Source organism: Sulfuricystis thermophila, assembly GCF_004323595.1.
Lineage (GTDB): Bacteria > Pseudomonadota > Gammaproteobacteria > Burkholderiales > Rhodocyclaceae > Sulfuricystis > Sulfuricystis thermophila.
Map to the genome: position 1 here is coordinate 2,248,883 of NZ_AP019373.1, position 25,694 is coordinate 2,274,576.

19 protein-coding genes are annotated in these 25,694 nt (G+C 65.9%); 10 read left to right on the top strand and 9 right to left on the bottom strand.

Annotated features, from left to right (window positions below; translation table 11 throughout):
• Positions 1-11: 11 nt before the first annotated feature.
• The 4 genes from rsmA to M52SOB_RS11355 are packed head-to-tail and all read right to left on the bottom strand — an operon-like array spanning position 12 to position 5,608.
• Positions 12-794 carry a 16S rRNA (adenine(1518)-N(6)/adenine(1519)-N(6))-dimethyltransferase RsmA gene (rsmA, locus tag M52SOB_RS11340; RefSeq protein WP_131111912.1) on the bottom strand — a complete coding sequence of 261 codons (783 nt, stop codon included), beginning with the start codon at positions 792-794 and terminating at the stop codon, positions 12-14.
• On the bottom strand, positions 791-1,750 hold the full coding sequence (gene pdxA, locus M52SOB_RS11345) for a 4-hydroxythreonine-4-phosphate dehydrogenase PdxA (RefSeq protein ID WP_131111913.1): 960 nt from the start codon (positions 1,748-1,750) through the stop codon (positions 791-793). The genes rsmA and pdxA overlap by 4 nt, the downstream gene beginning before the upstream one ends.
• On the bottom strand, positions 1,722-3,014 hold the full coding sequence (locus tag M52SOB_RS11350) for a peptidylprolyl isomerase (protein ID WP_131111914.1): 1,293 nt from the start codon (positions 3,012-3,014) through the stop codon (positions 1,722-1,724). Before M52SOB_RS11350 ends, pdxA begins: the two co-directional genes overlap by 29 nt.
• 5 nt (positions 3,015-3,019) lie before the next feature.
• Positions 3,020-5,608 carry an LPS-assembly protein LptD gene (locus M52SOB_RS11355; RefSeq protein ID WP_284155091.1) on the bottom strand — a complete coding sequence of 863 codons (2,589 nt, stop codon included), beginning with the start codon at positions 5,606-5,608 and terminating at the stop codon, positions 3,020-3,022.
• A gap of 137 nt (positions 5,609-5,745) precedes the next feature.
• Here M52SOB_RS11355 and M52SOB_RS11360 point away from each other — a divergent pair, with 137 nt between their 5' ends.
• The 9 genes from M52SOB_RS11360 to hemF are packed head-to-tail and all read left to right on the top strand — an operon-like array spanning position 5,746 to position 14,884.
• Positions 5,746-6,744, top strand: coding sequence for an aminoglycoside phosphotransferase family protein (locus M52SOB_RS11360; protein ID WP_131111915.1), 999 nt, complete (start codon positions 5,746-5,748; stop codon positions 6,742-6,744).
• 5 nt (positions 6,745-6,749) lie between these two features.
• Positions 6,750-7,421, top strand: a complete 672-nt coding sequence (gene murU, locus M52SOB_RS11365; RefSeq protein WP_284155244.1) for an N-acetylmuramate alpha-1-phosphate uridylyltransferase MurU — start codon at positions 6,750-6,752, stop codon at positions 7,419-7,421.
• Positions 7,422-7,430: 9 nt separating this feature from the next.
• The gene (locus M52SOB_RS11370; RefSeq protein WP_131111917.1) at positions 7,431-8,738 is read left to right on the top strand and encodes an aminopeptidase P N-terminal domain-containing protein; all 1,308 of its coding nucleotides are present in this window, start codon (positions 7,431-7,433) and stop codon (positions 8,736-8,738) included.
• Positions 8,735-9,814, top strand: a complete 1,080-nt coding sequence (locus M52SOB_RS11375) for an FAD-dependent monooxygenase (RefSeq protein ID WP_131111918.1) — start codon at positions 8,735-8,737, stop codon at positions 9,812-9,814. The genes M52SOB_RS11370 and M52SOB_RS11375 overlap by 4 nt, the downstream gene beginning before the upstream one ends.
• A gap of 45 nt (positions 9,815-9,859) precedes the next feature.
• Entirely contained in the window at positions 9,860-10,861 is a 1,002-nt protein-coding gene (gene dusB / locus M52SOB_RS11380) for a tRNA dihydrouridine synthase DusB (protein ID WP_131111919.1), read from the top strand.
• Positions 10,858-11,097 (top strand): helix-turn-helix domain-containing protein, encoded by a 240-nt coding sequence (locus M52SOB_RS11385; RefSeq protein WP_131111920.1) that lies wholly within the window; start codon positions 10,858-10,860, stop codon positions 11,095-11,097. Before dusB ends, M52SOB_RS11385 begins: the two co-directional genes overlap by 4 nt.
• Positions 11,098-11,107: 10 nt before the next feature.
• Positions 11,108-12,691 (top strand): bifunctional phosphoribosylaminoimidazolecarboxamide formyltransferase/IMP cyclohydrolase, encoded by a 1,584-nt coding sequence (gene purH, locus M52SOB_RS11390; protein WP_131111921.1) that lies wholly within the window; start codon positions 11,108-11,110, stop codon positions 12,689-12,691.
• A gap of 4 nt (positions 12,692-12,695) precedes the next feature.
• Positions 12,696-13,964, top strand: coding sequence for a phosphoribosylamine--glycine ligase (purD, locus tag M52SOB_RS11395; RefSeq protein ID WP_131111922.1), 1,269 nt, complete (start codon positions 12,696-12,698; stop codon positions 13,962-13,964).
• Positions 13,964-14,884, top strand: a complete 921-nt coding sequence (gene hemF / locus M52SOB_RS11400) for an oxygen-dependent coproporphyrinogen oxidase (protein ID WP_131111923.1) — start codon at positions 13,964-13,966, stop codon at positions 14,882-14,884. Before purD ends, hemF begins: the two co-directional genes overlap by 1 nt.
• Here the strand turns inward: hemF and M52SOB_RS11405 are convergent.
• The 4 genes from M52SOB_RS11405 to hemC form a co-directional block, all read right to left on the bottom strand.
• Positions 14,839-16,089, bottom strand: coding sequence for a heme biosynthesis HemY N-terminal domain-containing protein (locus M52SOB_RS11405; protein ID WP_131111924.1), 1,251 nt, complete (start codon positions 16,087-16,089; stop codon positions 14,839-14,841). The two genes, hemF and M52SOB_RS11405, sit on opposite strands and share 46 nt — an antisense overlap.
• Before the next feature lie 7 nt (positions 16,090-16,096).
• On the bottom strand, positions 16,097-17,266 hold the full coding sequence (locus tag M52SOB_RS11410; RefSeq protein ID WP_131111925.1) for a uroporphyrinogen-III C-methyltransferase: 1,170 nt from the start codon (positions 17,264-17,266) through the stop codon (positions 16,097-16,099).
• On the bottom strand, positions 17,263-18,093 hold the full coding sequence (locus M52SOB_RS11415) for a uroporphyrinogen-III synthase (protein WP_348542195.1): 831 nt from the start codon (positions 18,091-18,093) through the stop codon (positions 17,263-17,265). Before M52SOB_RS11415 ends, M52SOB_RS11410 begins: the two co-directional genes overlap by 4 nt.
• 88 nt (positions 18,094-18,181) lie before the next feature.
• The gene (hemC, locus tag M52SOB_RS11420; RefSeq protein ID WP_284155092.1) at positions 18,182-19,138 is read right to left on the bottom strand and encodes a hydroxymethylbilane synthase; all 957 of its coding nucleotides are present in this window, start codon (positions 19,136-19,138) and stop codon (positions 18,182-18,184) included.
• Between hemC and ppc the strand changes: the two genes are divergently transcribed.
• Entirely contained in the window at positions 19,137-21,926 is a 2,790-nt protein-coding gene (gene ppc, locus M52SOB_RS11425; RefSeq protein ID WP_131111927.1) for a phosphoenolpyruvate carboxylase, read from the top strand. The two genes, hemC and ppc, sit on opposite strands and share 2 nt — an antisense overlap.
• A 250-nt stretch (positions 21,927-22,176) precedes the next feature.
• Here the strand turns inward: ppc and M52SOB_RS11430 are convergent, their stop codons facing one another.
• Positions 22,177-25,623: a pyruvate carboxylase gene (locus M52SOB_RS11430; RefSeq protein WP_131111928.1), complete on the bottom strand. Its 3,447-nt coding sequence runs from the start codon at positions 25,621-25,623 to the stop codon at positions 22,177-22,179.
• Positions 25,624-25,694 lie beyond the last annotated feature (71 nt).

Sequence of the window (25,694 nt, forward strand, 5' to 3'; positions counted from 1 at the left end):
CCGGGCGTTTTTCATTGAGCTGCCAGCGCGTTGGCCAGCCGCACATAATCGGCGACGGACAGTTCCTCTGCCCGCGCCGTCGGCGCGATGCCCTGCGCGGCGAGCAAAGTCTCGCCGCCGAATTCCCTCAGCGTGTTGCGCAGCATCTTGCGCCGCTGGGAAAATGCCGCCGTCACGAGCCGGGAAAACAGGGTTTCGTCTCGTGCCGTCCCGCCAGCGCCGAGTTTGCGTGGGATCATGCGCACCACGGCCGAGTCGACCTTCGGCGCCGGATCGAACGCGCCCGGCGGCACGATGAACAGCCGCTCCATGTAGAAGCGGTATTGCAGCATCACCGACAGCCGCCCATAAGCGCCCGTTCCCGGCTCGGCGACCATCCGGTCGACGACTTCCTTCTGCAACATGAAATGCATTTCGGCGATCCGGTCGGCGAATCGCGTCAAATGGAACAGCAAGGGACTCGAGATGTTGTAAGGCAGGTTGCCGACGATCTTCAGCGGTCCCTCGCCCTTCAGGGAACCGAAATCGAATTGCAATGCATCGCCTTCATGGATCGTCAGCCGTTCGGGTGGAAAGCGCGTCCGCAGCCGAATGATCAGGTCGCGGTCGATCTCGACGACGTGCAGGTGGTCGACGTGTTCAAGCAAAGGTTCGGTCAGCGCGCCCAGGCCCGGGCCGATCTCGACGACGGTATCGCCCGGCTGGGGCGCGATCGCGGCGATGATCTTGCGGATGATGCCGGGCGAGACGAGGAAATGCTGCCCGAAGCGCTTCCTCGGCAGGTGCGCTTTCATGAACGGCGCCGGCACATTGCGATCGCCGCATCGACCGCCGCAAACAGGCTGGTCGGCGAGGCTTTCCCGCTGCCGGCGAGATCCAGCGCCGTGCCGTGATCGACCGAGGTGCGGATGATCGGCAGGCCCAGCGTCACATTGATGCCTGCGTCGAAGGCGGCGTATTTGAGCACCGCCAGGCCCTGGTCGTGATACATCGCCAGCTCTGCATCGGCGCCGGCGAGCACGTTCTTGGTGAATAGCGTGTCGGCCGGCAAGGGGCCGACGAGGTCCATGCCCTCGCCGCGCAGCTTGTCGAGCACCGGGGTGATGGCTTCGATCTCCTCGCGGCCCAGATGTCCCCCCTCACCGGCGTGCGGGTTGAGTCCAGCGACGAGGATGCGCGGTCGAGCGATGCCGAACTTGGTTTGCAAATCCGCGTGCAGGATACGGATCGTCGTTTCGAGCTCGGGGGGCGTGATCGCTGCGGGCACGTCTTTCAGCGGCAGATGGGTCGTCGCCAGCGCGACGCGCAGGCCGCCCCCGGCGAGCATCATCACGACGCGCGGAGTGCCGGTCTTTTCGGCGAGATATTCGGTATGCCCAGTGAATGAAATGCCGGCGTCGTTGATGACGCCTTTGTGCACCGGCGCGGTGACCAGCGCCGCATACTCGCCGTTCCTGCAGCCCTCGAGCGCGGCGTCGATCAGGTCGAGCACGTAACGCGCATTGGCCGGATCGAGCCGTCCCGCCAGCGCCGGTTTTTTGAGCGGGATGTGGCGAATCTCGAGCGCGCCGATCGCGCGCCCCAGCTGGCGCGCGCGCTGTTCGAAAAGATCGCGATCGCCGAGCACGACGAGCCGTGCCTCGAACGAACGGTCGGCCAGCGCCAGACAGATGTCCGGGCCGATGCCGGCCGGCTCGCCGCTGGTCACGGCGATGACCGGTTTATCTGTCTTCGAGCCGGTATTCGACATAGGCACGGTCGCGCAGCTGGCGCAACCAGTCCTCGTAGGCCTCGTCGGACTTGCGCTCGCGCAACGCCTGGCGCGCCAGGATGCGCCGGCGCTCGTCGCCCACTGCGGCATTCTTGCGTTCCAGCACCTGGATCAGGTGCCAGCCGAACGGCGATTGCACCGGTTGGCTGACTTCGCCGACTTGCAGCGCATCCATCGCCCGCTCGAACTCCGGCACGGTATCGCCCGGATAGAGCCAGCCGAGATCGCCACCCTTCGCCGCCGAGAGATCGTTGGAATACAGCCGTGCCAGCTCGGCGAAGTCGGCGCCATGGTCGAGGCGTTCCTTGAGACCGACGAGTTTGTGACGTGCCTCGTCGGACGAGGTGAGCTCATTGACCTTGATCAGGATGTGCCGCGCATGCGTCTGGCGGATCAGCCCCTCGCCGACGCTGCCGCCCTTGCGCTCGATCAGCTTGACGATGTGAAAGCCGGCCGGGCTCCTCAGGATGTCGCTGACCTCGCCGGGTTGCAGTTTGGCGATCGCCTCGGCATACAGCGTCGGCAGACGATCGGCGGGCCGCGGTTCGAGGATGCCGCCGGCCAGGGCGTCGGGCGCTTCGGAGTAGCTCGCCGCCACCTGGCTGAAATCCTGTCCGGCCTTGATGCGGGCGAGCGCCTCTTCGGCGCGGTTGCGCAATTGCGCCAGACGCGTCGCGTCGATCTGCTCGGGCACGCGGATGATGATGTGGCCGAGGGTGACGAGCGCGTTCTGGTCCGCCTGTTCGGGATGGGCCAGGTAATTATCGATCTCGCCGTCGGAAACGACGATGCGGCTGTCGACCTCGCGCTCACGCAGGCGGGCGATGATCATCTCGCCGCGGATGTCCTCACGAAAGCGTTGCCAGTCGATGCCATCCCTTTCCAGTGCGGCACGGAACTCGGCAAGCGACAGGCGGTTGTTTTGGGCGATGCGGCGCAATGCGCCATCGAGCTCGGCATCGGCGATGCGCAGGCCCGTTTCCTTGGCGAACTGCAGCTGCAGACGATCGACGATCAGGCGTTCGAGGATCTGCTTTTCGAGCACCTCCGGCGGCGGCAGCGGTGTGCCGCGCGCGCGCAGCTGACGGGTGACGGCGCTTAGGCGGTCGCGCAACTCGTTGAGGGTGATCGCCTCGTCATTGACGACGGCGACGACGCGATCGAGCGCGATCGGCTGGCGTGGTTGGGCGAATGCCAGCAGCGGCAGCAATACCAGCAGGGCGAACAGGGATGCAGGTTTCATAAATTTTAATTCTCGGCAAACACCGGGTCCGCGGTCGGCTGGTTGATCACGCCATAGCCCGGGATGCTGCGGCGCAGGAGTTGCAGCGGGTTCGAGCCGATGCGCGAAAAATCGTTCAATTCGAGCTGGAAGAACAGCGCCGTGGTCGGCTGATCGGCGATGGTCGCCAGACGCTGCACGACGAAGCGCCCGACCCAGCAGCCGGCCTCGTACTCGAGGCCGCCGATGGTTTCGATGACGCGCCGCTCCTTGGTCGAATAATTGTAGCGCCCCACCCCATGCCAGCCGCCGAACAACGGCCATTGCGCCGAGACGTCGATCTGACCGAGCAGATCTCGGCTGTAGCGGTAGGTGACGTTGAGCACCTTGCCCGCCTCGGGTCGGTAGCGTCCGCCGAGATTCAGGCGTTCGGTACGCCCATCGCGCGGATTGTATTGCCAGCCGATGTCGGCATAGGTGCGCGGCCAAATCTGGCCGGCGAGCGTGGCGAGGATGTCGGCGGCGCGGTCGGTGCGGGCCTTTTCCCCCGGCAGCGTCACGGACTGGTCGGTGAAGTAATGACGCGTGCCCACCGTCGCGCGCAACAGATCGGCACCGCTTCTCGGGTCGATCAGCCGTGAGGTGACGGCGAGCGTCAGCTCGTTGGCATCGCCGATACGGTCGCCGCCGGCATAGCGGTTTTCGGAAAACATCTGGGCGAAATTGAAGTCGGCGATGCCGCTGTCGAACACCGGGATCTGGTTCTGGTCGCGCTTGGGCACGAACACGTAATAGGCGCGTGGTTCGAGCGTCTGTAGCAGCGTCTTGCCGAACCAGTCCGTGTTGCGCTCCAGCACCGCGCTGCCGTCGAGACTGAAGATCGGTAGAGCCCGGTTCTGGCTGGCCGGCACGGCGCTCCAGGCCGCCGCCGCGGGGCGGTCGAGACCCGCGAGCTCGTAGTGGGTCACATGCACGCCGATCTTCGGCGTCAGCGAGAGCGCGGATGTGGCCAGCGGCCAGGACAATTGCGGATAGACGATGGTGCGCTTGCCGAGCACATTGGTCGGATGATCGAAATTCACATATTCCGCATTCAGGTTGAACGCGAGACCGAACGGCAGGTCGTAACGGAAGGCGCTGCCCGTGAGCTGGGGCAGGCGCTGGTAGGGCTTGGCGAGATTCTGCAGGGTCTGGAAGCCCTGCAGATTGAGCGAGGCGGCATACCACGGGCCGGCGTAGTTCAGCACCCCCTGGCGCAACAGATTGCCCTGCGAGACCTGTGAGACGCGCGTCGACAGGTCGCTGAAATAGTTGTCATCGGAAACGCCGTTGAGGTTCAGCGCGGCGGAAAAGCCGTTGCCCAGGGTCTGGGTGTGGATCAGCGCGAAGCCGTAGCGGTCGCGCTCGGCCAAGCGGTCGCCGGGCAGATATTCGATGCGCACCTGGCCCTTGTCGGGCATGCCCGCCTGGGTGCGGTTCGCTTCGGTGTCGAGCAGGTAGCGGAACTCGCCGTTCAGCTGCACGCCGCGGCGCGTCATCAGACGCGGCGTGAGCGTCGCGTCCATGTTCGGCGCGATGTTCCAGTACCACGGCGCGGCCACTTCGAAACCACTCTTGCTGGTCGAACCGACCGTCGGCGGTAGAAAGCCGCTCTTCCTCTGGTTATTGAGCGAAAAATTCATCCAGGGCAGATAAAGCAGCGGCACATCCTTGAAGCGCACCGTCGCATGGCGTCCGCTCCCCTCTTCGTGCACATAGTCGAGGTCCAGCGTATCGACATAGATTTCCCAGTCGCGCTTGCCCGGCGCGCAAGTGCTGAAGGTGGCTTCCGAGAGCCGGTACTGATCCTTGCCGCGGAACTCGAGCTGCGCCGCGCTGCCACTGCCGGTCACCGGCGGACGCTGGAGCATGCGGCCCGATTGCACGACCACGTTGCCGCTCTCGTCCATCGCCGGCAGTCCCAGCAATGTCAGCGCCGGCTCCGGTACCGGCGGACGGGGATGGCGGATCGTGTATTCCGGTTTCTCGAACTCGCCGGTGCTCGCTTCGAGACGCATCTTGAGCCGCGGGCCGTTCATCGTCGTGTTGGGTGAGGTAAGACGCACGTTACCGGTGGCCTCGACCTCGTCATCGAGCTGCCGATAGACGAGGCGATCGGCGCGCAGCGTATCGCCGCCCCGCTCGACCAGCACATTGCCCTCGGCCACGACTTCCTGCTCATTGATGCCCTCGATCCGGTCGGCGGTGACCGTGGTCGGCGCGGCAGTCTTGTCGGTGCGGGAAAAGGGCGTCGTCGGCAGCCGCGGCACGCTGCCAGCCTGGGCGGGCGCCATGCCGGCCGATGCGGGCCCCTCGGCGGCGCGGGTGGACGGTTCCGCCACGGGCGCGGCAGGCGCGAGAAGCGCAGGGGCAGCCGCTGGCGCGGCTGAGGCCGGGGACATCGGCACGGCGGATGGTGAAGGCGCCGGGGTTGCCGGTTGCGCAATGGATTTGTCGGGCGCGGGCTTGGCAGGCGCAGGCGCGCCACCCAGGAGCGCCGGATCGACGCGCAAGGGCGGCAGACCGACGGCCGCGATGGCAGGCATCCCGGCGAGCGCGAGCGTGAGCCCACTCATGGCCCAGCCCGCCCGCCTCCATCCTTTCCTATCGAACGTCATCGCAATCGTTGGTCGTCGTCAGCGCCAGCGGCGCCAGGCGCATTGCATGCCGATGTTAGAATCGAGCGATTCTACCTTGCGCTGGAAGGGATTGCGTGGAGCGGATCGAAGCGATCGAGGACTGGCTGGCCGAGCATTTCACCGGGCGGCGTTTCACGCTCGCGCCGGCCTCGGCCGACGCCAGCTTCCGCCGCTATTTTCGCGTCACCCTGGACGATGGCGCCACCTACATCGTCATGGATGCGCCGCCCGCGCATGAGGACGTGCGTCCGTGGCTACACGTCCAGCGGCTGTTTCGCGCTGCCGGCGCGCATGTGCCCGAAGTACTGGCAGAGGATCTGGCACGAGGCTTTCTGCTCATCGCCGATCTGGGTTCGACCACCTATCTCGCTGCATTGGCGGCAGGCGCCGATGCCGATTTCCTCTACCGTGCCGCGCTCGAGACACTGCTCGACATCCAGCGCGCGAGCCGTCCCGACGCGTTACCGGCCTATGATCGCACGCTGCTCAAACGCGAGCTCGATCTGTTTCCCGAATGGTATGTCGCGCGGCATCTCGCCGTCGAACTCGATTCCGCCGAGCGGAACATGCTCGAGGCGGTGTTCGAGAAAATCCTCGCCGTCAATCTCGCCGAGCCCAGCGTATTCGTGCATCGCGATTACCACTCGCGCAATCTGATGGTCGACGGCGCGCGCCCCGGGGTGATCGATTTCCAGGACGCCGTCTTCGGCCCGATCAGCTACGACCTCGTTTCGCTCTTCAAGGACGCCTATGTCGACTGGCCCGAGGAGCAGACCCTCGACTGGCTGGCGCGCTACTGGGAAAAGGCGAAGCGTGCGGGCTTGCCGGTGCGCGCCGACTTCGGCGAATTCTTCCGCGACTACGAGTGGATGGGGGTGCAGCGGCATCTCAAGGTGCTCGGCATCTTTGCGCGCCTTTACCACCGCGATGGCAAAGCGGGCTACCTCAAGGACATGCCGCGCGTCGCGCGCTATCTGCGCCGCGCCTGCGAGCGATATGGCGAGCTGACTGGGCTGCTGCGCCTGATCGACAAACTCGAAAACCGACAGATTCAGGTGGGGTATACGTTTTGAAAGTGATGATTCTTGCCGCCGGCCGCGGCGAACGCATGCGGCCGCTCACCGACCGAACGCCGAAACCCTTGCTGCCGGTGGCCGGCAAGCCGCTGATCGTCTGGCATCTCGAGCGCCTGGCGCGCGCCGGCTTTCGGGACATCGTCATCAACCACGCCCATCTCGGCGATGAGATCGAAGCCTTGCTCGGCGATGGCGATGCCTGGAATGTGACGATCCATTACTCCGCCGAGCCCGCCGGCGCACTGGAGACGGCGGGCGGCATCGCCAATGCGCTGCCGCTTCTGGGCCATGCCCCGTTTCTCGTCGTCAATGGCGACATCTTCTGCGACTGGGATTTCAACCGCGCCCGCGGTGCGCTGGCAGAGGATCGACTCGCCCACCTCGTGCTGGTCGACAACCCACCGCATCATCCGCACGGCGACTTCGCCTTCGACGGTGCCAAACTCGGCGCTGGCAGGACGGCACCGAGGCTGACCTACGGCGGCATCGGCATCTTCCGCCCGGAACTGTTCGCCGACATCCCGCGCGGCACGATCGCCCCGCTGGCGCCCTTGCTCCATGACGCCATCGCCGCCGGGCAAGTCAGTGGCGAACACCACCGCGGCCGCTGGGTCGATGTCGGCACACCCGAGCGCCTCACTGCGCTGGACATCGACCTGCGACATGCGTGCTAGCATTTTCCGATGGATCCCCTTCCCTTCCGCAACCGTCGTTTGCGCCTGCTCGACCACATGGCGGCCGCCGGCGGCGGTGTGGCCATCATCCCCACTGCCCCGGAACGCATCCGCAATCGCGACACGACCTATCCCTACCGCGCCGACAGTTACTTTCATTACCTGACCGGTTTTCCGGAGCCCGAAGCGGTGCTTGCGCTGATCGCCGGCCCGTCGCCGCAGGCCATCCTGTTCTGTCGCGAAAAGGATGCGGAGAAGGAGATCTGGGACGGCTTCCGCTACGGCCCGGCAGCAGCGCGCGAAATCTTCGCTTTCGATGCCGCCCATTCGATCGCCGAGTTCGAGGCAAAACTCCCCGACCTTTTGGCCGACCAGCCGGCGTTGTGGTATTCGCTCGGCCACGATGCCGATTGGGATGCCCGCATCGTCAAGGCGATGAATGCCGTGCGGGCGCAAACGCGTGCCGGCAAGCGCGCACCGAGCGTCACGCATGATGTGCGCGCCGTGCTCGACGCGATGCGCCTCGTCAAGGACGACCACGAGATCACGCTGATGCGCCGTGCCGCGCAAATCGCCGCCAGCGCTCACCGGCGCGCGATGCTCGCCACTGCTCCCGGCAAATACGAATACGAGATCGAGGCCGAGTTCCTGCACGAGTTTCGCCGCCATGGCTGTCAGGCGCCGGCCTATCCGCCGATCGTCGCCGGCGGCGCGAACGCCTGCATCCTGCACTATGTCGCCAACAACCAACCGCTCGAAGATGGCAAGCTGATCCTGATCGATGCCGGCTGCGAACTCGACGGCTACGCCAGCGACATCACGCGCAGCTTTCCGGTCAATGGCCGCTTCAGCGGCCCGCAGGCCGACCTCTATCAGCTGGTGCTCGACGCGCAGACCGCGGCGATCGCGGCGGTCAAACCCGGGGTGGGCTTTCTTGCCCCCCACGAGGCGGCGCTGCGCGTGCTGGTGCAGGGCATGATCGACCTCAAACTGCTCGTCGGCAGTCGGGATGGCCTCATCGAATCGGAAGCCTACAAGCGCTTCTACATGCACCGTACCGGCCATTGGCTGGGGCTGGACGTGCATGACGCCGGCGAATATCGACAGAACGAAACCTGGACGACACTCCAAGCGGGAATGACGCTCACCGTCGAGCCGGGTCTCTATGTGCGAGCCGCCGACGATGTGCCAGCAGCCTTCCACGACATCGGCATCCGCATCGAGGACGACGTGCTGGTCACGGCGCATGGCTGTGAAGTGCTCTCGTGCGATGCGCCGAAGACCATCGCCGCAATCGAGGCGGAGATGAAACGATGAACGCGCCCGTCCTGATCATCGGCGGCGGACCGGCCGGCATGGCGCTCGCCCTCGCCCTCTTTCGTAATGGCGTGGGCAGCCGCATCGTCGATATCCGTCCGCGCGGCGCGGCGAAGCTCGATGCCCGCATCCTCGCCCTCTCGCATGGCTCGCGGCTGATTCTCGAAGCGCTGGGCGTCTGGCTGGACATCCCGCATACGCCGATCGCGACCATCCACGTCTCGCATGCCGGCGGCTTGGGCCGCACGCTCATCAGCGCCGATGAGGAGGGCGTGCCGGCGCTGGGCTATGTGCTCTCTGCCGGGCAGCTCGCCACCGCGCTCGATGCGGCCATCAGCCGCGTCGGCATCGACTATGCCGAAGAAACGCCGGCGCCGGCCACCACGGATGCCCTGCTCACCGTCCATGCCGAGGGCCGCATCGATGATGGCGCCGATCTCGTCGTGCGCGACTACGGCCAGCATGCGGTGATTTGTCTCGCCAAGGGACTGACGCCGCACGGCGACATCGCCTGGGAGCGCTTCACCACAGAAGGCCCGGTCGCGCTGTTGCCATTCGCCGACGGTTATGCCGTCGTGCTGACCTGCCCGGCCGCCGACAGCGAGCGCATTGCGGCGCTGAACGATGCCGACTTCCTCACGCTGTTCGAGAGACGTTTCGGCCCACGGGTGAAACTTGCCGGCGTCGGTCCCCGCCAGGTCTATCCGCTGGGCCTGCGCATGCGCCGGCAGGTGATCGCCGAACGCGCTGTCTGGATCGGCAACGCGGCGCAAACGCTGCACCCGGTCGCCGGACAAGGCTTCAATCTCGCGCTGCGCGACATCGCCGAGCTCGCCGACACGCTCAAGGGCGCCGCTGACCCGGGTGATGCCATGCTGCTCTCACGCTACGCGCGCGGCCGCTGGCTCGACCGCCTGGCCACCGTGGAATTCACCAGTGGGCTGGTGCGGCTGTTCTCGAACGATTTTGGCCCGCTCAAGCACCTGCGCGGCGCCGGCCTGTTGGCACTCGATCTCTGTCCCCCGGCACGCAGCTTCCTCGCACGGCGCATGATGTTCGGCGCAAGGGCCTGGTAGGGGTTAAAATCCGCTCCCCCGTATCCACTGCCCTGCCCTCCGCTCATGAACTACCTCGGCTTCCAGCTGCGCAACAATCTGTTCGTCGCGCCGATGGCCGGGGTGACGGACCGCCCGTTCCGCCAGCTATGCAAGCGGCTCGGTGCCGGACTCGCGGTTTCCGAGATGGTGACCTCGAATTCGCTGCTCTACGGCAGCGCCAAGACGCGCCGGCGCGCCGATCACACCGGCGAGGTGGAGCCGATCGTCGTGCAGATCGCCGGCGCCGATCCCGAAATGCTCGCCGCCGCGGCGCGTTACAACGTCGAGCGCGGCGCGCAGATCATCGACATCAACATGGGCTGCCCGGCCAAGAAGGTCTGCAACGTGATGGCCGGCTCGGCGCTGATGCAGAACGAGCCGCTGGTGGCGCGGATTCTCGAGGCCGTCGTCAAGGCGGTGCCCGAGGTGCCCGTCACGCTCAAATTCCGCACCGGCTGGAATCGCGACAACAAAAACGCGCCGACCATCGCGCGCATCGCTGAAGAATCCGGCGTGCGCGCGATCGCCATCCACGGTCGCACGCGGGCGGACCAGTATCAGGGACAGGCCGAATACGACACCATCGCGCTGGTGAAGACGCTGGTGAACATCCCGGTGATCGCCAACGGCGACATCGACACCCCCGCAAAGGCCAAGTTCGTGCTCGACTACACACAGGCCGATGGCGTGATGATCGGCCGCGCGGCCCAGGGACGTCCCTGGCTGTTCCGCGAGATCGAGCATTACCTGAAGACGGGTGCCGTCCTGCCAGCGCCGACTTTCCATGAAATCCACACCATCCTGCGCGAACACCTCACCGACCTCTACGCCTTCTATGGCGAGGAGACCGGCATCAAGATCGCCCGCAAGCACATCGGCTGGTATACCAAGGGCATTCCTGGGGCGGCGCGCTTTCGACATGCAATGAACCAGCTCGACAGCGTCACGGCGCAACTGGCCGCCACCGACGAATTCTTCCTCGGCCAGATGGCCGGCAATCAGCCGATTTACGCGGAGGCGGCATGAGCACCGACATCGCCGACTGTGTGCGCCGCAGCCTCAACCGCTATTTCCGTGATCTCGACGGCGAGACGCCGCATGCGATCTACGACATGGTGATCGGTTGCGTCGAAAAGCCTATGCTCGAAGTGGTGATGAAACAGGCGGGGGGCAATCAGACCGTCGCGGCGGAAATGCTCGGCTTGAGCCGCAGCACACTGAGAAGGAAACTCGCCCAATACCAGCTGGATCAATCGTCTTGAGGGGAATTCCATGAAAGTCAGCCAAGCACTCATCAGCGTTTCCGACAAGCACGGCGTCGTCGATTTCGCGCGCGAGCTTGCCGCCCTCGGCGTCAAGCTGCTCTCCACCGGCGGCACCGCGAAACTGTTGCGCGAGGCCGGCCTCGCCGTCACGGACGTATCGGACTACACGGGCTTCCCCGAGATGCTCGACGGCCGCGTGAAGACCCTGCACCCGAAGGTGCACGCGGGCATCCTCGCCATCCGCGGCAATGCCGCGCACGAGGCGACCTTGCAACAGCACGGCATCCCGACCATCGATCTCGTCGTCGTCAATCTCTATCCGTTCCAGCAGACCGTCGCCAAGAAAGATTGCACCCTGGAAGATGCGATCGAGAACATCGACATCGGCGGCCCGACCATGGTGCGCGCCGCGGCGAAGAATCACGGCGACGAGAACGGCGGTTGCGCGGTGGTCGTCGACCCGGCCGACTATCCGGCCATCGTCGCCGAACTGAAGGCCAATGGCGGCGCGATCTCCTACGCGACGCGCTTCGCGCTGGCGAAGAAAGCCTTCGTGCATACCGCGCGCTACGACTCGGCCATCGCCAACTGGCTCACCAGCCTCGATGCCGACAACCGGCCAGGCACCTTTCCCGAGCGCCTGCAACTCGCTTTCGACAAGGTCGACACGATGCGCTATGGCGAGAATCCGCACCAGCAGGCGGCCTTCTACCGCGAGCCGCAGCCGGTGGCCGGCAGCATTGCCTCCTATCAGCAGCTGCAAGGCAAGGAACTCTCCTACAACAACATCGCCGACTCGGATGCCGCCTGGGAATGCGTCAAGGCCTTCGATAGCCGTGACGCCAATGCCGCCTGCGTGATCGTCAAACATGCCAATCCCTGCGGCGTGGCGCTCGGCAAGACGGCCGAGGAAGCCTATCGCCGCGCCTTCAAGACCGACCCGGTCTCGGCCTTCGGCGGCATCATCGCCTTCAACTGTCCGATCGACAAGGCGGCGGCCGAGGCGATCTCCGGCCAGTTCGCCGAAGTCGTCATCGCACCGGAGATCACTCCTGAAGCGCGCGCCGTGTTTGCCGCCAAGCAAAACTTGCGCGTGCTCATCGTGCCGCTGGGCAGGAGCGCCGGCCAGCTCGATTTCAAGCGCGTCGGCGGGGGGCTGTTGGTGCAGACCGCGGACGAGGCGCGCATCACCCGAGCCGATCTCAAGGTGGTGACGAAGCGTGTGCCGACGGAAGCAGAGATGCGCGACCTGCTGTTTGCCTGGCGGGTCGCCAAGTACGTCAAGTCCAACGCCATCGTCTATTGCAAGGACGAGATGACGGTCGGCGTCGGCGCCGGACAGATGAGCCGCGTCGATTCGGCGCGCATCGCCGCGATCAAGGCCGAGAACAACGGCCTCACCGTCAAGGGCTCGGTGGTGGCCTCCGACGCCTTCTTCCCGTTCCGCGACGGCCTCGACGTGCTGGCGCAGGCGGGCGCCACGGCGGTGATCCAGCCCGGCGGCTCGGTGCGCGACGCGGAAGTGATCGCCGCGGCCGACGAGCAGAACGTGGCGATGGTATTCACGGGTTATCGCCATTTCAGGCACTGAGAACATGAAACTCCTCGTCATCGGTTCCGGTGGCCGCGAGCATGCACTGGCTTGGCGGCTGGCGCAGTCCGACAAGGTGCAGAAGGTCTATGTCGCCCCCGGCAACGCCGGCACGGCGCACGAGGACGGGCTGGAAAACCTGCCGCTCACTGCGATCCACGATCTGGTCGCCTTCGCGCGCGACCAGCAGATTCATGCCACCGTAGTCGGGCCTGAGGCGCCGCTGGCGGCCGGCATCGTCGACGCCTTCCGCGCCGCCGACCTTCGCATCTTCGGCCCGACCCAGGCGGCTGCGCAACTGGAGAGCTCGAAGGATTTCGCCAAACGTTTCATGGCGCGGCATGGCATCCCGACGGCGAAATTCCAGACCTTCACCGAGGCATCCGCCGCACACGCTTATGTCGACCAAGAAGGTGCGCCGATCGTCGTCAAGGCCGATGGCCTGGCCGCCGGCAAGGGCGTAGTGGTGGCGATGACGCTTCCTGAAGCCCATCGGGCAATCGACGAGATGCTCGCCGGCAACAAATTGGGCGAAGCGGGACACCGCGTCGTCATCGAGGAATTCCTCGACGGCGAGGAGGCGAGCTTCATCGTCATGGCCGATGGCCATCATGCGCTGCCACTGGCGACCAGCCAGGATCACAAGCGCCTGAAGGACTACGACCAGGGCCCCAATACCGGCGGCATGGGCGCCTATTCGCCGGCGCCGGTCGTGACCCCCGCTGTGCACGCGCGCGCGATGCGCGAGGTGATCCTGCCGACCTTGCGCGGCATGGAACAGGAGGGGCTGCTCTACACCGGCTTTCTCTACGCCGGCCTGATGGTTCGGCCGGATGGCACGATCCGCGTGCTCGAATTCAACTGCCGCATGGGCGATCCGGAAACGCAGCCGATCATGCTGCGCTTGAAGAGCGACCTCGTCGACCTCGTCGATGCGGCGATCGACGGCCGGCTCGATGAGGTCGAGGCGGAATGGGATCGTCGCGTGGCGCTCGGCGTGGTGCTCGCCGCCCATGGCTATCCCGACCAGCCGAAAAAGGGCGACATCATCCACGGCCTGCCGCGCGCGCTGCCAGATGCCCATGTGTTCCATGCCGGCACTGCGGAAAAGGACGGGCACATCGTCACTGCCGGCGGCCGGGTATTGTGCGTCACGGCGCTGGGCGAGACGGTCAAGCTCGCGCAGAAGCGCGCCTATGAGATCGTCGATGCGATCCGTTTCGATGGCATGCAGTTCCGCCGCGACATTGGATTTCGGGCGATCCGGCACTGATGGACGCACCCGCGGTCAAAGGCTTCTTCACCGGGCTGCAGGAACGCATCGTCGCCGGCCTCGCAGCCTTCGACGGCAAATCCTTCCGGCGTGATGCCTGGACGCGCCCGCAGGGTGGCGGCGGCATCTCGATGCTGATCGAAGCAGGCAATTTCTTCGAGCGCGGCGGCGTCAATTTTTCCCACGTCACCGGGGAAGCCCTGCCCGCTTCCGCGACCGCGCATCGCCCCGAACTCGCCGGCCGCCGCTGGGAAGCGCTGGGCGTCTCGCTGGTGCTGCACCCGCAGAATCCCTACTGCCCGACCTCGCACATGAACGTGCGCTGCTTCATCGCCTACCCTCCCGAAAGCGCAGGGCCCACAGCGCAGCCGATCTGGTGGTTCGGTGGTGGCATGGATCTCACCCCCTACTACGGCTTTGCCGAAGACTGCGTGCATTTCCACCGCACCTGCCACGACGCGCTCGCTCCTTTCGGTGACGATCTGTATGCACGTTACAAGCAATGGTGCGACGAGTATTTCTTCCTCAAGCACCGCAACGAGCCGCGCGGCATCGGCGGCATCTTCTTCGACGATTTGAACGCAGGGGGATTCGAGCGCTGCTTTGCGCTCACCCGCAGCGTCGGCGATAGTTTCCTGACCGCCTATCTGCCGATCTGCGAAAAACGCCGCAATCTCCCCTATGGCGAGCGCGAGCGCGATTTCCAGCTCTACCGGCGCGGCCGCTATGTCGAATTCAATCTGGTCTGGGACCGCGGCACCTTGTTCGGTCTGCAGTCAAACGGACGCAGCGAGGCGATCCTGATGTCGCTACCGCCGGTCGTCAAATGGCGCTACGACTGGCATCCCGAGCCGGGATCGCCGGAAGAAAAGCTCTACACGGACTTTCTGCCGCCGCGCGATTGGCTGGCGGCGTCCTGACAGTCTGCCGCTGCCCGATAGTGGCGATTGGCCTCATCCACCCATTCCAGACGATCGAACAGGCGCGCGAGCTCCAGATGCGCCTCGCAGCTCGGCGTGACGGCGAGCGCGGCCTCCAGATAGCTTTGCGCCTTGCCCCACAGCTCATGCCTGAAGCATAGCCGGCCCAGCGCCAAGAGCAGCTCGGCATCCTGCGGATGCGCGGCGAGCCACTTCTCGCAGTGGGCGATGCGGCCGAGGACATCTCCCCCTGGGCAGGCGGCATAGTCTTTGATCAACGCCGGTTCCCAGGTCTCATCGAGGAATTCTTCGACGAGTTCGGCGCATTCGGCACAGGCGCTGGCGGCCGCCAAGAGGCGGCTCGCCTTGAGGGCCAGCTGCACATCGCGCCGCTCCTCCGCCGTCATGCCGCGCCAGTGGCGCATCAGTTGCGCCGGATCATCGGCACATGCCTCGATCAGGCGACGCTGAGCCGCCAATCGCAACGAGCGCGCCTGTTCGGTATTGAGCGCATGGTGCTTTTCCAGCAGGCGTGTGATGCGCAGCACTTCAGCCCAGTTGCCTTCCTCCTGCGCCAGGCGCAAGGCGAGGCGTTGTGCGGAAACCTGCCGGCGTTCCTTTGGTCCGAGTTGTTCGAGCGCCGCGCGCGCGGCACCGAAGTCGCGGCCATCGAGCGCGATGCGCATTTCCGCCATCAGCCGCGCCGTGCGCCAGCCGGCATCGTCGAGCGCCGCAGCGCGCGACTGCCAATGGGCGCTGCGCTGCGGATCGTGCAGCGCGTGGGCCGCCTCCAGGGCAACCAGCGCAACGATGCCCGCAGTGACGGTTTCACCACGCCCCGATGCCGTACCGTCAGCGCCGATTTTTTCACGGGAGAACTTGTCGGCGAGCTTCAGCACCTGGCTGTAGCGGCCTTCCCAGAACAGGCGCAGCATCTCACTCGCCGTCCTTTCCCGACGGGCACGGGCGCGCCGCGCCCGGTAGGCGGCAACGACGCCGGGCAGACGCAGCGTGTTGATGATCAGGCGCAGCAGCAGGTAGACGACCAGCAGGATCGCCAGCTGCAGCAGGACGAACAGGTTGAACGAGAGCTCGACGCGCCAGGGCGGCAGCACCCAGAGCACATAGCCGTCGGTCAGGCGGCCAAGCAGCGTGACGCCGATCGCCAGCGCCGCCAGGGTCAGGAACCAGAACAGGGTGCGCATCGTCGGGCTATTTCGCCGTGCCGCGCTCGCGGCCGAGCTTGAAATTGCGCAGTGCGGCGAGCGTCTCGTTGATATCCGCCGGCGCCCGCATCACGTCGAGCTTCTCCAGTCCACGTAGCGTGGCGAGCGCCTCCTGCACGACCGGGGTGCGCGTATCGAAATATCGCTCGAGCCAGGTGGCGGCCTGCTGCACGTCATTGCGGAAGCCATGCGCGTCACGTGCGAGCAGCGCCAGACGCGCCGACAGCAGGCGCAGGCGCAGGTTCTCGCGCAGGAAGAACGCCTCGCGCGGCGAAAGGAGCCCGGGATCGGGCGTATCGATGCGTTCGATGCGCACCAGCTGGCGCAGCTCGTGCCAGACCTCCTGCAGCCATGCAGACAGCATGCCCTGCCAGCCGGGAGCCGCCAGGGCAGTTTCTCCGGCGCCGGCAGCGGCATCAGGCGCCGTCGGCGCTGCGTCGGCCGCGGCGGGCGCGCGGCGCGTGGGGGCACGTGGCGGCTTGGCGGCGGGCAGAGGACGCCGCTCGAAGGCGAGCGGCAGGTTCGGCACCGCATTGATCAGGCCGTCGAGTTTGAGGGCGATGCCGGCGACATCGGCACTGGGCAGCGCCTTCAAGCGCTCGATGTCGCGGTTGATCAGTTTGCGCAGCGGCAGGAACTGCGGCTGGGCGCTTTGCGCCAGGCGCGCCTCGGCGCCCGAGAGGGCGATCAGCGCCGCCTCGACGTTGCCGGCGAGCTGCAGCTGTTGTTGAGCGATGCTCACTGCCTGCTCGACCTCCGCCAGCAGCCGGTCTTCGCGACTCCGCGACAGTTCCTGATAGATCGTCTGCAGTGCGATCTGTTGGCTCTGCATCTCGGCGAGCTGCGCTTCGAGCGCGCCCACCTTGGCCTGCAGCGCGTCGAGCGTCTCGCGGTTGCCCCGGGCGCTGGCGAGCACCTCGCCCAGCCGCGTATCGCTCTCGGCTAGGCGCCGCGCCAGCTCTGCGCGCGTCGCCTCGACGCGTTGCTCGACACGCCAGGCGAACCAGCCGGTCGCCAAGAGGCCCAAGAGGGCCAGCAGCGCGAGCCACAGCGCCCAGGGCAAGGGCCTGCGCACCTCCGGATGCGCTCGTCGTTCCACCTGCCGTTCAGCGGGCGGAGGGGCGGTGAGGGCGGGAGTCTCGGTCTGATCGTTCATGAGCGTGAATAATAGTCGGTCAAACCGGCGAGCAATCCCGCGTCGGCGGGGCCGGTCAGGATCACATTATGCAAGCCGAGCGCGCGCGCCTGTTCGGCGATGCGGGCGTGGGGCACGAAAGTCGGCGTCTTTTTTAGCCAACTCTGACCGAGCTTGCCGATCATCTCCCAGAGGTTGCGCAGCCCCTCACTGCTGGTCACGGTGATGGCGTCGAGCCGGCCTTCCTCCCACAGGCGCAAGAGCGGCGCCGGGTCGAGCGCGGGTTTGACGCGGCGGTAACAGGTGACGTAATCGACCGTGGCGCCACGGGACTTCAAGCTGTCACCAAACAGATCGCGCCCGCCATCGCCGCGGAAGATGACGACGCGGCATCCCGCGACAGCGGCGAATTCGGGCAGCGCCAGCAATGCCTCGGAATCGAAGCGCTCCTGCGGCGCAACGACATCGGTGATGCCATGCGCCGCCAGCGCCTGTTCGCTGCTCTTGCCGACGGTGGCGACGCGCACGCCGGCGGGCCAGGGGCGTTCGGCGAGGATCACGGCGAGCGCCTTGTCGACGGCATTGGGGCTGACGAACACCGCCCAGTCGTAGCCATCGAGCCGAATCGCCGCGTCGAGGATCGGCGTCGGATCGTCGATCTCCTCGATCGCCAGCACCGGAAACAGCACCGGATGAGCGCCGAGCGCGGTCAGCATTTCGGCCAGATGCGCCGCCTGGCCGGCCGGGCGCGTGACGACGATGTGCCGTCCTGCCAGCGCGGACTTTTGCCCGTCCCCCTTCGCCCCCCTCCCGGGGGGTTCCTGCTTGCTCGCTACGCTCGATATCACGGGCGTCTCCGTATCACTATCGAAGCGGTTTGCGGCTTCGCCGCGTGCCGCGTTGGCTTGGGGCGGCCCGGCGCAAACGCTGCGTTGTTCACGGCAGGGCAGCGAGGATCTCATCGGCACCCTGCGCGCGCAGATCGGCAACGATCGCAAGACCCAAGCCTTCCGGATCGGCCGCCGGCCCGCTGCGCTCGGCGCGCGCGACGCGGGTGCCATCGGGGGTCGCCACCAGAGCACGCAGCCGCAGCGTGCCAGCGTCGAATTCGGCAAAGGCGCCGAGCGGCACTTCGCAGCTGCCGGCCAGCGCACGCGAGACGGCGCGTTCGGAGCGCACGCAGGCCGCCGTGGCGGGATCGTTCAAGGGCGAGAGCCAAGCGGCAATCTCGGGACGGGAGGACAGCGCCTCGATCCCTAACGCCCCCTGTCCCGCCGCGGGCAGCGAAAACTCGGCCGGGATCGTCGAGCGGATGCGCGTTCCAAGGCCGAGGCGCTTGAGCCCGGCGGCAGCGAGGATGATGGCATCGTATTGGCCCTCGTCGAGCTTTCTGAGCCGCGTATCCAGGTTGCCCCGCAACGACGAGACCGCCAGATACGGATACTGGGCGCGCAGCTGCGCTTCGCGCCGCAGGCTGGAAGTGCCGACCACCGCGCCCGGCGGCAGGTCTTCGAGGCGCTCGAATTTGTTGGAGACGAAGGCATCCAAAGGCAGCTCGCGGGGGCCGATCGCGACCAGCGCAAATTCGGGCGCGAGCACCATCGGCACGTCCTTCATCGAATGCACGGCGATGTCGGCACGACCGTCGAGCAGCGCAGTTTCCAGCTCCTTGACGAACAAGCCCTTGCCGCCCACCTTGGCGAGCGGTTTGTCGAGGATCTGGTCACCGCGCGTGGTCATGCCGAGGAGTTCGATGTGACAGGCCGGATATAATTGCTGCAAAAGGCTGCGCACGTGTTCCGCCTGCCACAGGGCCAGGCGCGATTCACGGGTAGCGATAACGATGCGTTCAGGGGTAGTGGTCACTTGATTTTCGATGATGGATAAGACCATGAACGATTCAGCCGCAGCCAAATCTCCGCTTGGCGAAAATTCTAGCATTCGCCCGACATCCGCCCCCGCCGACAAGGACGCGCCGCTGATTGCCGACATCCGCCTGCTCGGCAGGCTCCTCGGCGAGGTGATCCGCGACCAGGAAGGCGAAGAGATGTTCGCCATCGTCGAGAAGATCCGCAGCCTGTCGGTGCGGCTCCACCGAAGCTGTGAGGCAGCGACCCGGGCCGAGCTCCAAACCCTGCTCGACGGTCTTTCGCGCGAACAGACCAATCTGGTCGTGCGCGCCTTCAGTTATTTCTCGCATCTGGCCAACATCGCCGAGGACCAGCATCACATCCGGCGCGCACGCGCGCATCAGCTTTCCGGCTCGCCACCGCGCGAAGGCAGCATCGCTCATGCGATGACGCGCGCAGCCGCCTTGGGCATCGGTGAAGACAAGCTCGCCGGCTTTTTCGCCACCGCCTTCGTCTCACCGGTGCTCACCGCGCATCCCACCGAGGTGCAGAGAAAGAGCATCCTCGACCGCGAGTGGACGATCGCCCGGCTGCTCGACGCGCGCGACCGTCAGCCGCTCACCCCCGAGGAGCTCGCCGAGAACGAGGAGTCCTTGCGACGCGCGATCCTGATCCTCTGGCAGACGCGCATGCTGCGCCCCGCGAAGCTTTCGGTGATGGACGAGGTCAACAACGCGCTGTCGTTCTACGACCTCACCTTCCTCGCCGTCCTGCCGCGGCTGCACAACGGCATCGAGGATAGTCTGGGATTGCCCCTGCCCGCTTTCCTGAAGCCCGGCTCGTGGATCGGCGGCGACCGCGACGGCAATCCCTTCGTCACCGCCGAAATCCTCAAAAGCGCGCTGAACGCCCAAAGCCGCAAGGTCTTTACCTATTACCTCGAACAGGTGCACCGGCTGGGCGGCGAGTTGTCCTGTTCCGAGCTGCTGGTGAATGTCTCGCCCGATCTCGCCGCACTGGCCGCCGCCTCGCCCGACCGCAACCCGCACCGTGACGACGAACCCTACCGGCGCGCGCTGATCGGCATCTACGCACGGCTGGCCGCGACCGCCCGCAGCCTCGACCACATGGAGGCGCTGCGCCATCCGGTGGCCGAGGTGCCCCCGTACGCCGATTGTGCCGAATTCGCCGCCGATCTCGACGTCATCGACCGTTCGCTGAAGGCCAACCGTTCGACGCTGCTGGCGCGCGGCCGCCTGCGCCGCCTGCGACGAGCCGTCGACATCTTCGGCTTTCATCTCGCGCCGCTCGATCTGCGGCAGAACTCGGAAGTGCATCTGCGCACCGTCCATGAGCTCTTCGAGACCGCGCGGCCCGGCACCGACTACGCCGGCCGCAGCGAAGAGGGCAAGATCGCGCTGCTGCTCGCGGAGCTCGCCACGCCGCGACTCCTCGCCTCGCCTTATTTCGCCTATTCCGCGGAGACCGCCAGCGAACTGGCGATCTTCCATGCCGCGCGCGAGATGCAGCGCCGCTATGGCCAGGCGGCGATCCAGAACGTCATCATCTCGAAGTCCGAGGGCGTCTCCGACATCCTCGAAGTGGCGCTGCTCCTCAAGGAAGCGGGCCTGCTGCGGCCGCGCGAAGGCGAGCTCGACGTCAATATCGTGCCGCTGTTCGAGACCATCGGCGATTTGGAGCGCTGCGGCGCCGTCATGGATCGCCTCTTCTCGCTGCCGGCCTACCAGCGGCTCTTGGATTCCCGCGGCCGGCTGCAGGAGGTGATGCTCGGCTACTCGGACAGCAACAAGGACGGCGGCTTTTTGATGTCGAACTGGGCGCTCTACCGCGCCGAGATCACGCTCGTCGAGGTGTTCCGCATGCGCGGCGTGAAATTGCGCCTGTTCCATGGCCGGGGCGGCACCGTCGGTCGCGGCGGCGGCCCCAGCTACCAGGCGATCCTCGCCCAGCCGGCCGGCGCGGTGCAAGGGTCGATCCGCATCACCGAACAGGGCGAGGTGATCGCCTCGAAATATGCCAATCCGGAACTGGGCAGGCGCAATCTCGAAGTGCTGGTCGCCGCCACCCTCGAAGCGACACTGCTGCCGCGCGAGCACGACGACCCGCAGCCGGAATGCCTGGCCGCGATGGCGGAACTCGCCGAGAGCGCCTTCGCCGCCTACCGCGCCCTGGTCTACGAGACGCCGGGCTTCGAGGACTACTTCTGGGAATCGACCGTGATCGGCGAAATCGCCCAGCTCAATATCGGCAGCCGGCCGGCCTCACGCAAACAGACACGCGCCATCGAGGACCTGCGCGCGATTCCCTGGGTGTTCTCGTGGTCGCAATGCCGCCTGATGCTGCCCGGCTGGTATGGCTTCGGTAGCGCTTTTCGCGCCTTTCAGGAACAGCGCGCTGGCAACGGCCTGCCGCTCCTACAGCGCATGTATCGCGAGTGGGGGTTCTTCCGCACCCTGCTGTCGAACATGGACATGCTGCTCGCCAAGACCGACATCGCGCTCGCCGAACACTATGCGGCCTTGGTGCGCGACGAAACCCTGCGCACGACGATCTTTGGCCGCATCAAGGCCGAGTGGCAGCAAACCGTCGCGGCGCTCCTCGCCATCACCGGCCAGCGGGAACTGCTCGACGGCAACCCGCTGCTCAAACGCTCGCTCGCCAACCGTCGGCCCTACATCGATCCGCTCAATCACTTGCAGGTCGAACTGCTGCGCCGCTACCGCGCCGGACAAAACGAGGATGCGCGCGTCAAGAGCGGCATCCATCTCACCATCAACGGCATCGCCGCGGGCTTGCGCAACAGCGGCTAGTCTGTTCAACCCGGATTGCCCATTAGACCGTCCTGTAACCCGATGGGCGAGAGCTGGTCTCGTGATGTCGGACTGCGCGGGTGCTTTCGGTCTGCGGGCGGGCTCTTCGCGCCCGCGCTCCTCGCCAATAGACACGGTTATTGGCTCGTCGCGCGGACGCAAATCGCCTCGCCCTCGCCACGAAATCGCCTCGCGCCCCAATGAACAATCCGGGTTCAAAAGTCGGCGCTGACTGGACGGCACCCCGCCGTCATTCCAGCTCGATCAACAGGTCCTTGGCATTGACGGTCTCGCCATGGCGGCAATGCACCGCCTTGACGATGCCATCGCGCTCGGCCGTCAGCATGGTTTCCATCTTCATCGCCTCGATCGAAACGAGCGGATCCCCACGCTTGACTTTCTGGCCGGCGTGAGCGGCGACGGTGACGATGGTGCCGGGCATCGGCGCACCGACATGCTTCGGATTGCCCTCTTCCACCTGGGGCTTGGCTCGCGCACTGGCCAGCCCGGCCTTGGGCACCCGCAGCACGCGCGACTGGCCGTTCAATTCGAAGAACACCTTGACCATCCCCTCCTGGTCCGGACCGGCCATGCCCTGCTGCGAGACGATCAGGCTCTTGCCACGCTCGAGATCGACGGTGATCTCCTCGGTACCGGTCAGACCATAGAAAAAGGCCGGCGTCGGCAACAGCGAAACGTCGCCGAAGCGGGCGCGATGGGCGGCATAGTCCTTGAACACCTTCGGATACATCAGATAGGAAGCGAGCTCGTTATCGTCGATCTGCCGGCCGCAGGCTTTTTCGGCTTCGAGACGCTTGGCTTCGAGGTCGACCGGCGGCAGATGAGCGCCGGCACGCCCCTCGAGCGGTGCCTCGCCTTTGAGCACCTTCTTCTGCAACGCCGGGGGAAAACCGTCGGGCGGAAAACCCAGCTCACCTTTCATCAGCGCGATGACCGAATCGGGGAAGGCGATCTCGCGCGCCGGGTTTTCGATGTCCTCGGCGGTGAGATTGTTGGCGACCATGAACAGGGCCAGGTCGCCGACGACCTTCGAGGTCGGCGTGACCTTGACGATGTCGCCGAACAGCAAGTTGACTTCGGCATAGGCCTTGGCGACCTCGCCCCAGCGGTGTTCGATGCCCATCGCGCGCGCCTGTTCGCGCAGGTTGGTGTATTGCCCGCCGGGCATCTCGTGGCGATAGACGTCGGCGGTGCCGGCGCGGATGTCGGCCTCGAAGGGCGCATACTGGCGGCGCACGCCTTCCCAGTAATGCGACAGGGATTGCAGCGCATCGAAATCGACACCCGGATCGCGCTCGCTGCCGGAAAGCGCCGCGGCGATGGCGGAAAGATTCGGCTGCGAGGTGAGCCCGCTCATGCTGTCGAGCGCGCCATCGACCGCATCACAGCCGGCCTCCACCGCCGCCAGCACCGAGGCAGCACTGATGCCGCTGGTATCGTGGGTATGGAAATGGATCGGCAAACCGGTCTCCTCTTTCAGCACCCGCACCAGCTCGCGCGCCGCACGCGGCCGGCACACGCCCGCCATGTCCTTGATGGCGAGGATGTGCGCACCGGCCTTTTCGAGCTGCTTCGCCAGAGCGACGTAATACTTCAGGTCGTACTTGGGCCGCCGGGCATCGAACAGATCGCCGGTATAGCAGATCGCCGCCTCGCACACGGCGCCGGCTTCGAGCACCGCATCCATCGCCACGCGCATGTTGTCGACCCAGTTGAGCGAATCGAAGACGCGGAATACGTCGATGCCGGCCTTGGCCGCCTGTTGCACGAAGTAGCGCACGACGTTGTCGGCATAGCTGGTGTAGCCCACCGCATTCGCGCCGCGCAGGAGCATCTGGAACAGGATGTTGGGCACCGCATCCCGCAGGCGCGCCAGACGCTCCCAGGGATCTTCCTGCAAAAAGCGCATCGCCACGTCAAAGGTGGCGCCACCCCAGCATTCGAGCGAGAAGAGCTGCGGCAGCAGACGCGCGTAATACGGCGCGATCTCGACCATGTCATAGGTGCGCATGCGCGTGGCGAAGAGGCTCTGATGGGCATCGCGCATCGTCGTGTCGGTGAGCAGCACCCGCTTCTCGTCCCGCAGCCATTCGCAGAACTTTTTCGCGCCGAGCTGCTTGAAGAGGTCGCGCGTGCCCGGCGGCGGCGCGACGGAAAGATCGACACCGGCCGGCTTGATGGGCTTGGCCAGCGGCAGCGCCGGCAAGCTGCGGCCCTTCATCTCCGGATTGCCATTGACCATCACGTCGCCGAGGAAATTCAAGAGCCTGGTGGCCCGATCACGGCGCTTCTGGAACTTGAACAGCTCCGGCGTTTCGTCGATGAAACGCGTGGTGCACTCACCGGAGCGGAACAGCGGGTGGCGAATGACGTTTTCGAGGAACAGCAGGTTGGTGGCGAGTCCGCGCACGCGGAACTCGCGCAGCGCGCGATCCATGCGGTGTGCCGCCTCGTCGGGGGTATGTCCCCAGGCGGTGACCTTGACGAGCAGCGAGTCGTAATAGGGCGTGATAACCGCGCCGGTATAGGCCGTGCCACCGTCGAGCCGAATGCCGAAGCCGGCCGGGCTGCGATAGGCGGCGATGCGCCCATAGTCGGGCGTGAAGTTGTTTTCCGGATCTTCGGTGGTGATGCGGCATTGCAGCGCATGGCCGTTGAGCTTCACCTCTTCCTGGCGCGGCACGTAGGAATCCTCATCGCCGATCCGTGCGCCTTCGGAGATGCGGATCTGCGCCTTGACGATGTCGACACCGGTCACCTGCTCGGTGACGGTGTGCTCGACCTGGATGCGCGGATTGACCTCGATGAAGTAAAACTGGCCGCTATCGGCATCCATCAGGAACTCGACCGTGCCGGCATGCGTGTAGTTCGCCGCTTTGGCGAGCCTGAGCGCCGCGGCGCACAGCTCGGCACGCTGCGCTTCCGAAAGATAAGGCGCCGGTGCGCGTTCGACCACCTTCTGATTGCGCCGCTGCACCGAGCAATCGCGCTCATAGAGATGCACGAGATTGCCGTGGCTGTCGCCGATCACCTGCACCTCGACATGGCGCGCGCGGCGCACCAGTTTTTCCAGATACACCTCGTCGTTGCCGAAAGCGGCCGCCGCCTCACGGCGCGCGACCTCCATCGCCGGACCGAGATCGGCCTCGCTCTCGATGACCCGCATGCCACGACCGCCGCCGCCCCAGCTCGCCTTGAGCATCAGCGGGTAGCCGACGCTGGCGGCGAGCCGTTTCGCTTCGCCCAGATCGCGCGGCAGTGCGCCGGTGGCCGGCACCACCGGCACACCGGCCTGCTCGGCCAGCGCACGCGCCGAGACCTTGTTGCCCAACAGGCGCATCACCTCCGGTTTCGGGCCGATGAAGACGATGCCGGCCCGCACGCAGGCTTCGGCGAAGTCAGGGTTCTCCGACAGGAAACCGTAACCGGGATGGATCGCATCGACATGCGCTTCTTTGGCGATGCGGATGATGTCGTCGATGTCGAGATAGGCCGCGATCGGCTTCTTGCCCGCGCCGACGAGATAGGACTCGTCGGCTTTGAAGCGGTGCAGCGCGAAACGGTCCTCATTGGAAAAGATCGCGACGGTGCGAATGTCCAGCTCGCTGGCAGCACGCAACACTCGGATGGCGATTTCGGAACGGTTGGCGACCAGCAGGCTGCGGATTTTTTTCATGATGGGAAGCGCCGAAAAAGTGAAATAACCACGATTCTAATATTGCATTGCAGCAGGCGCGGCATGTGCCG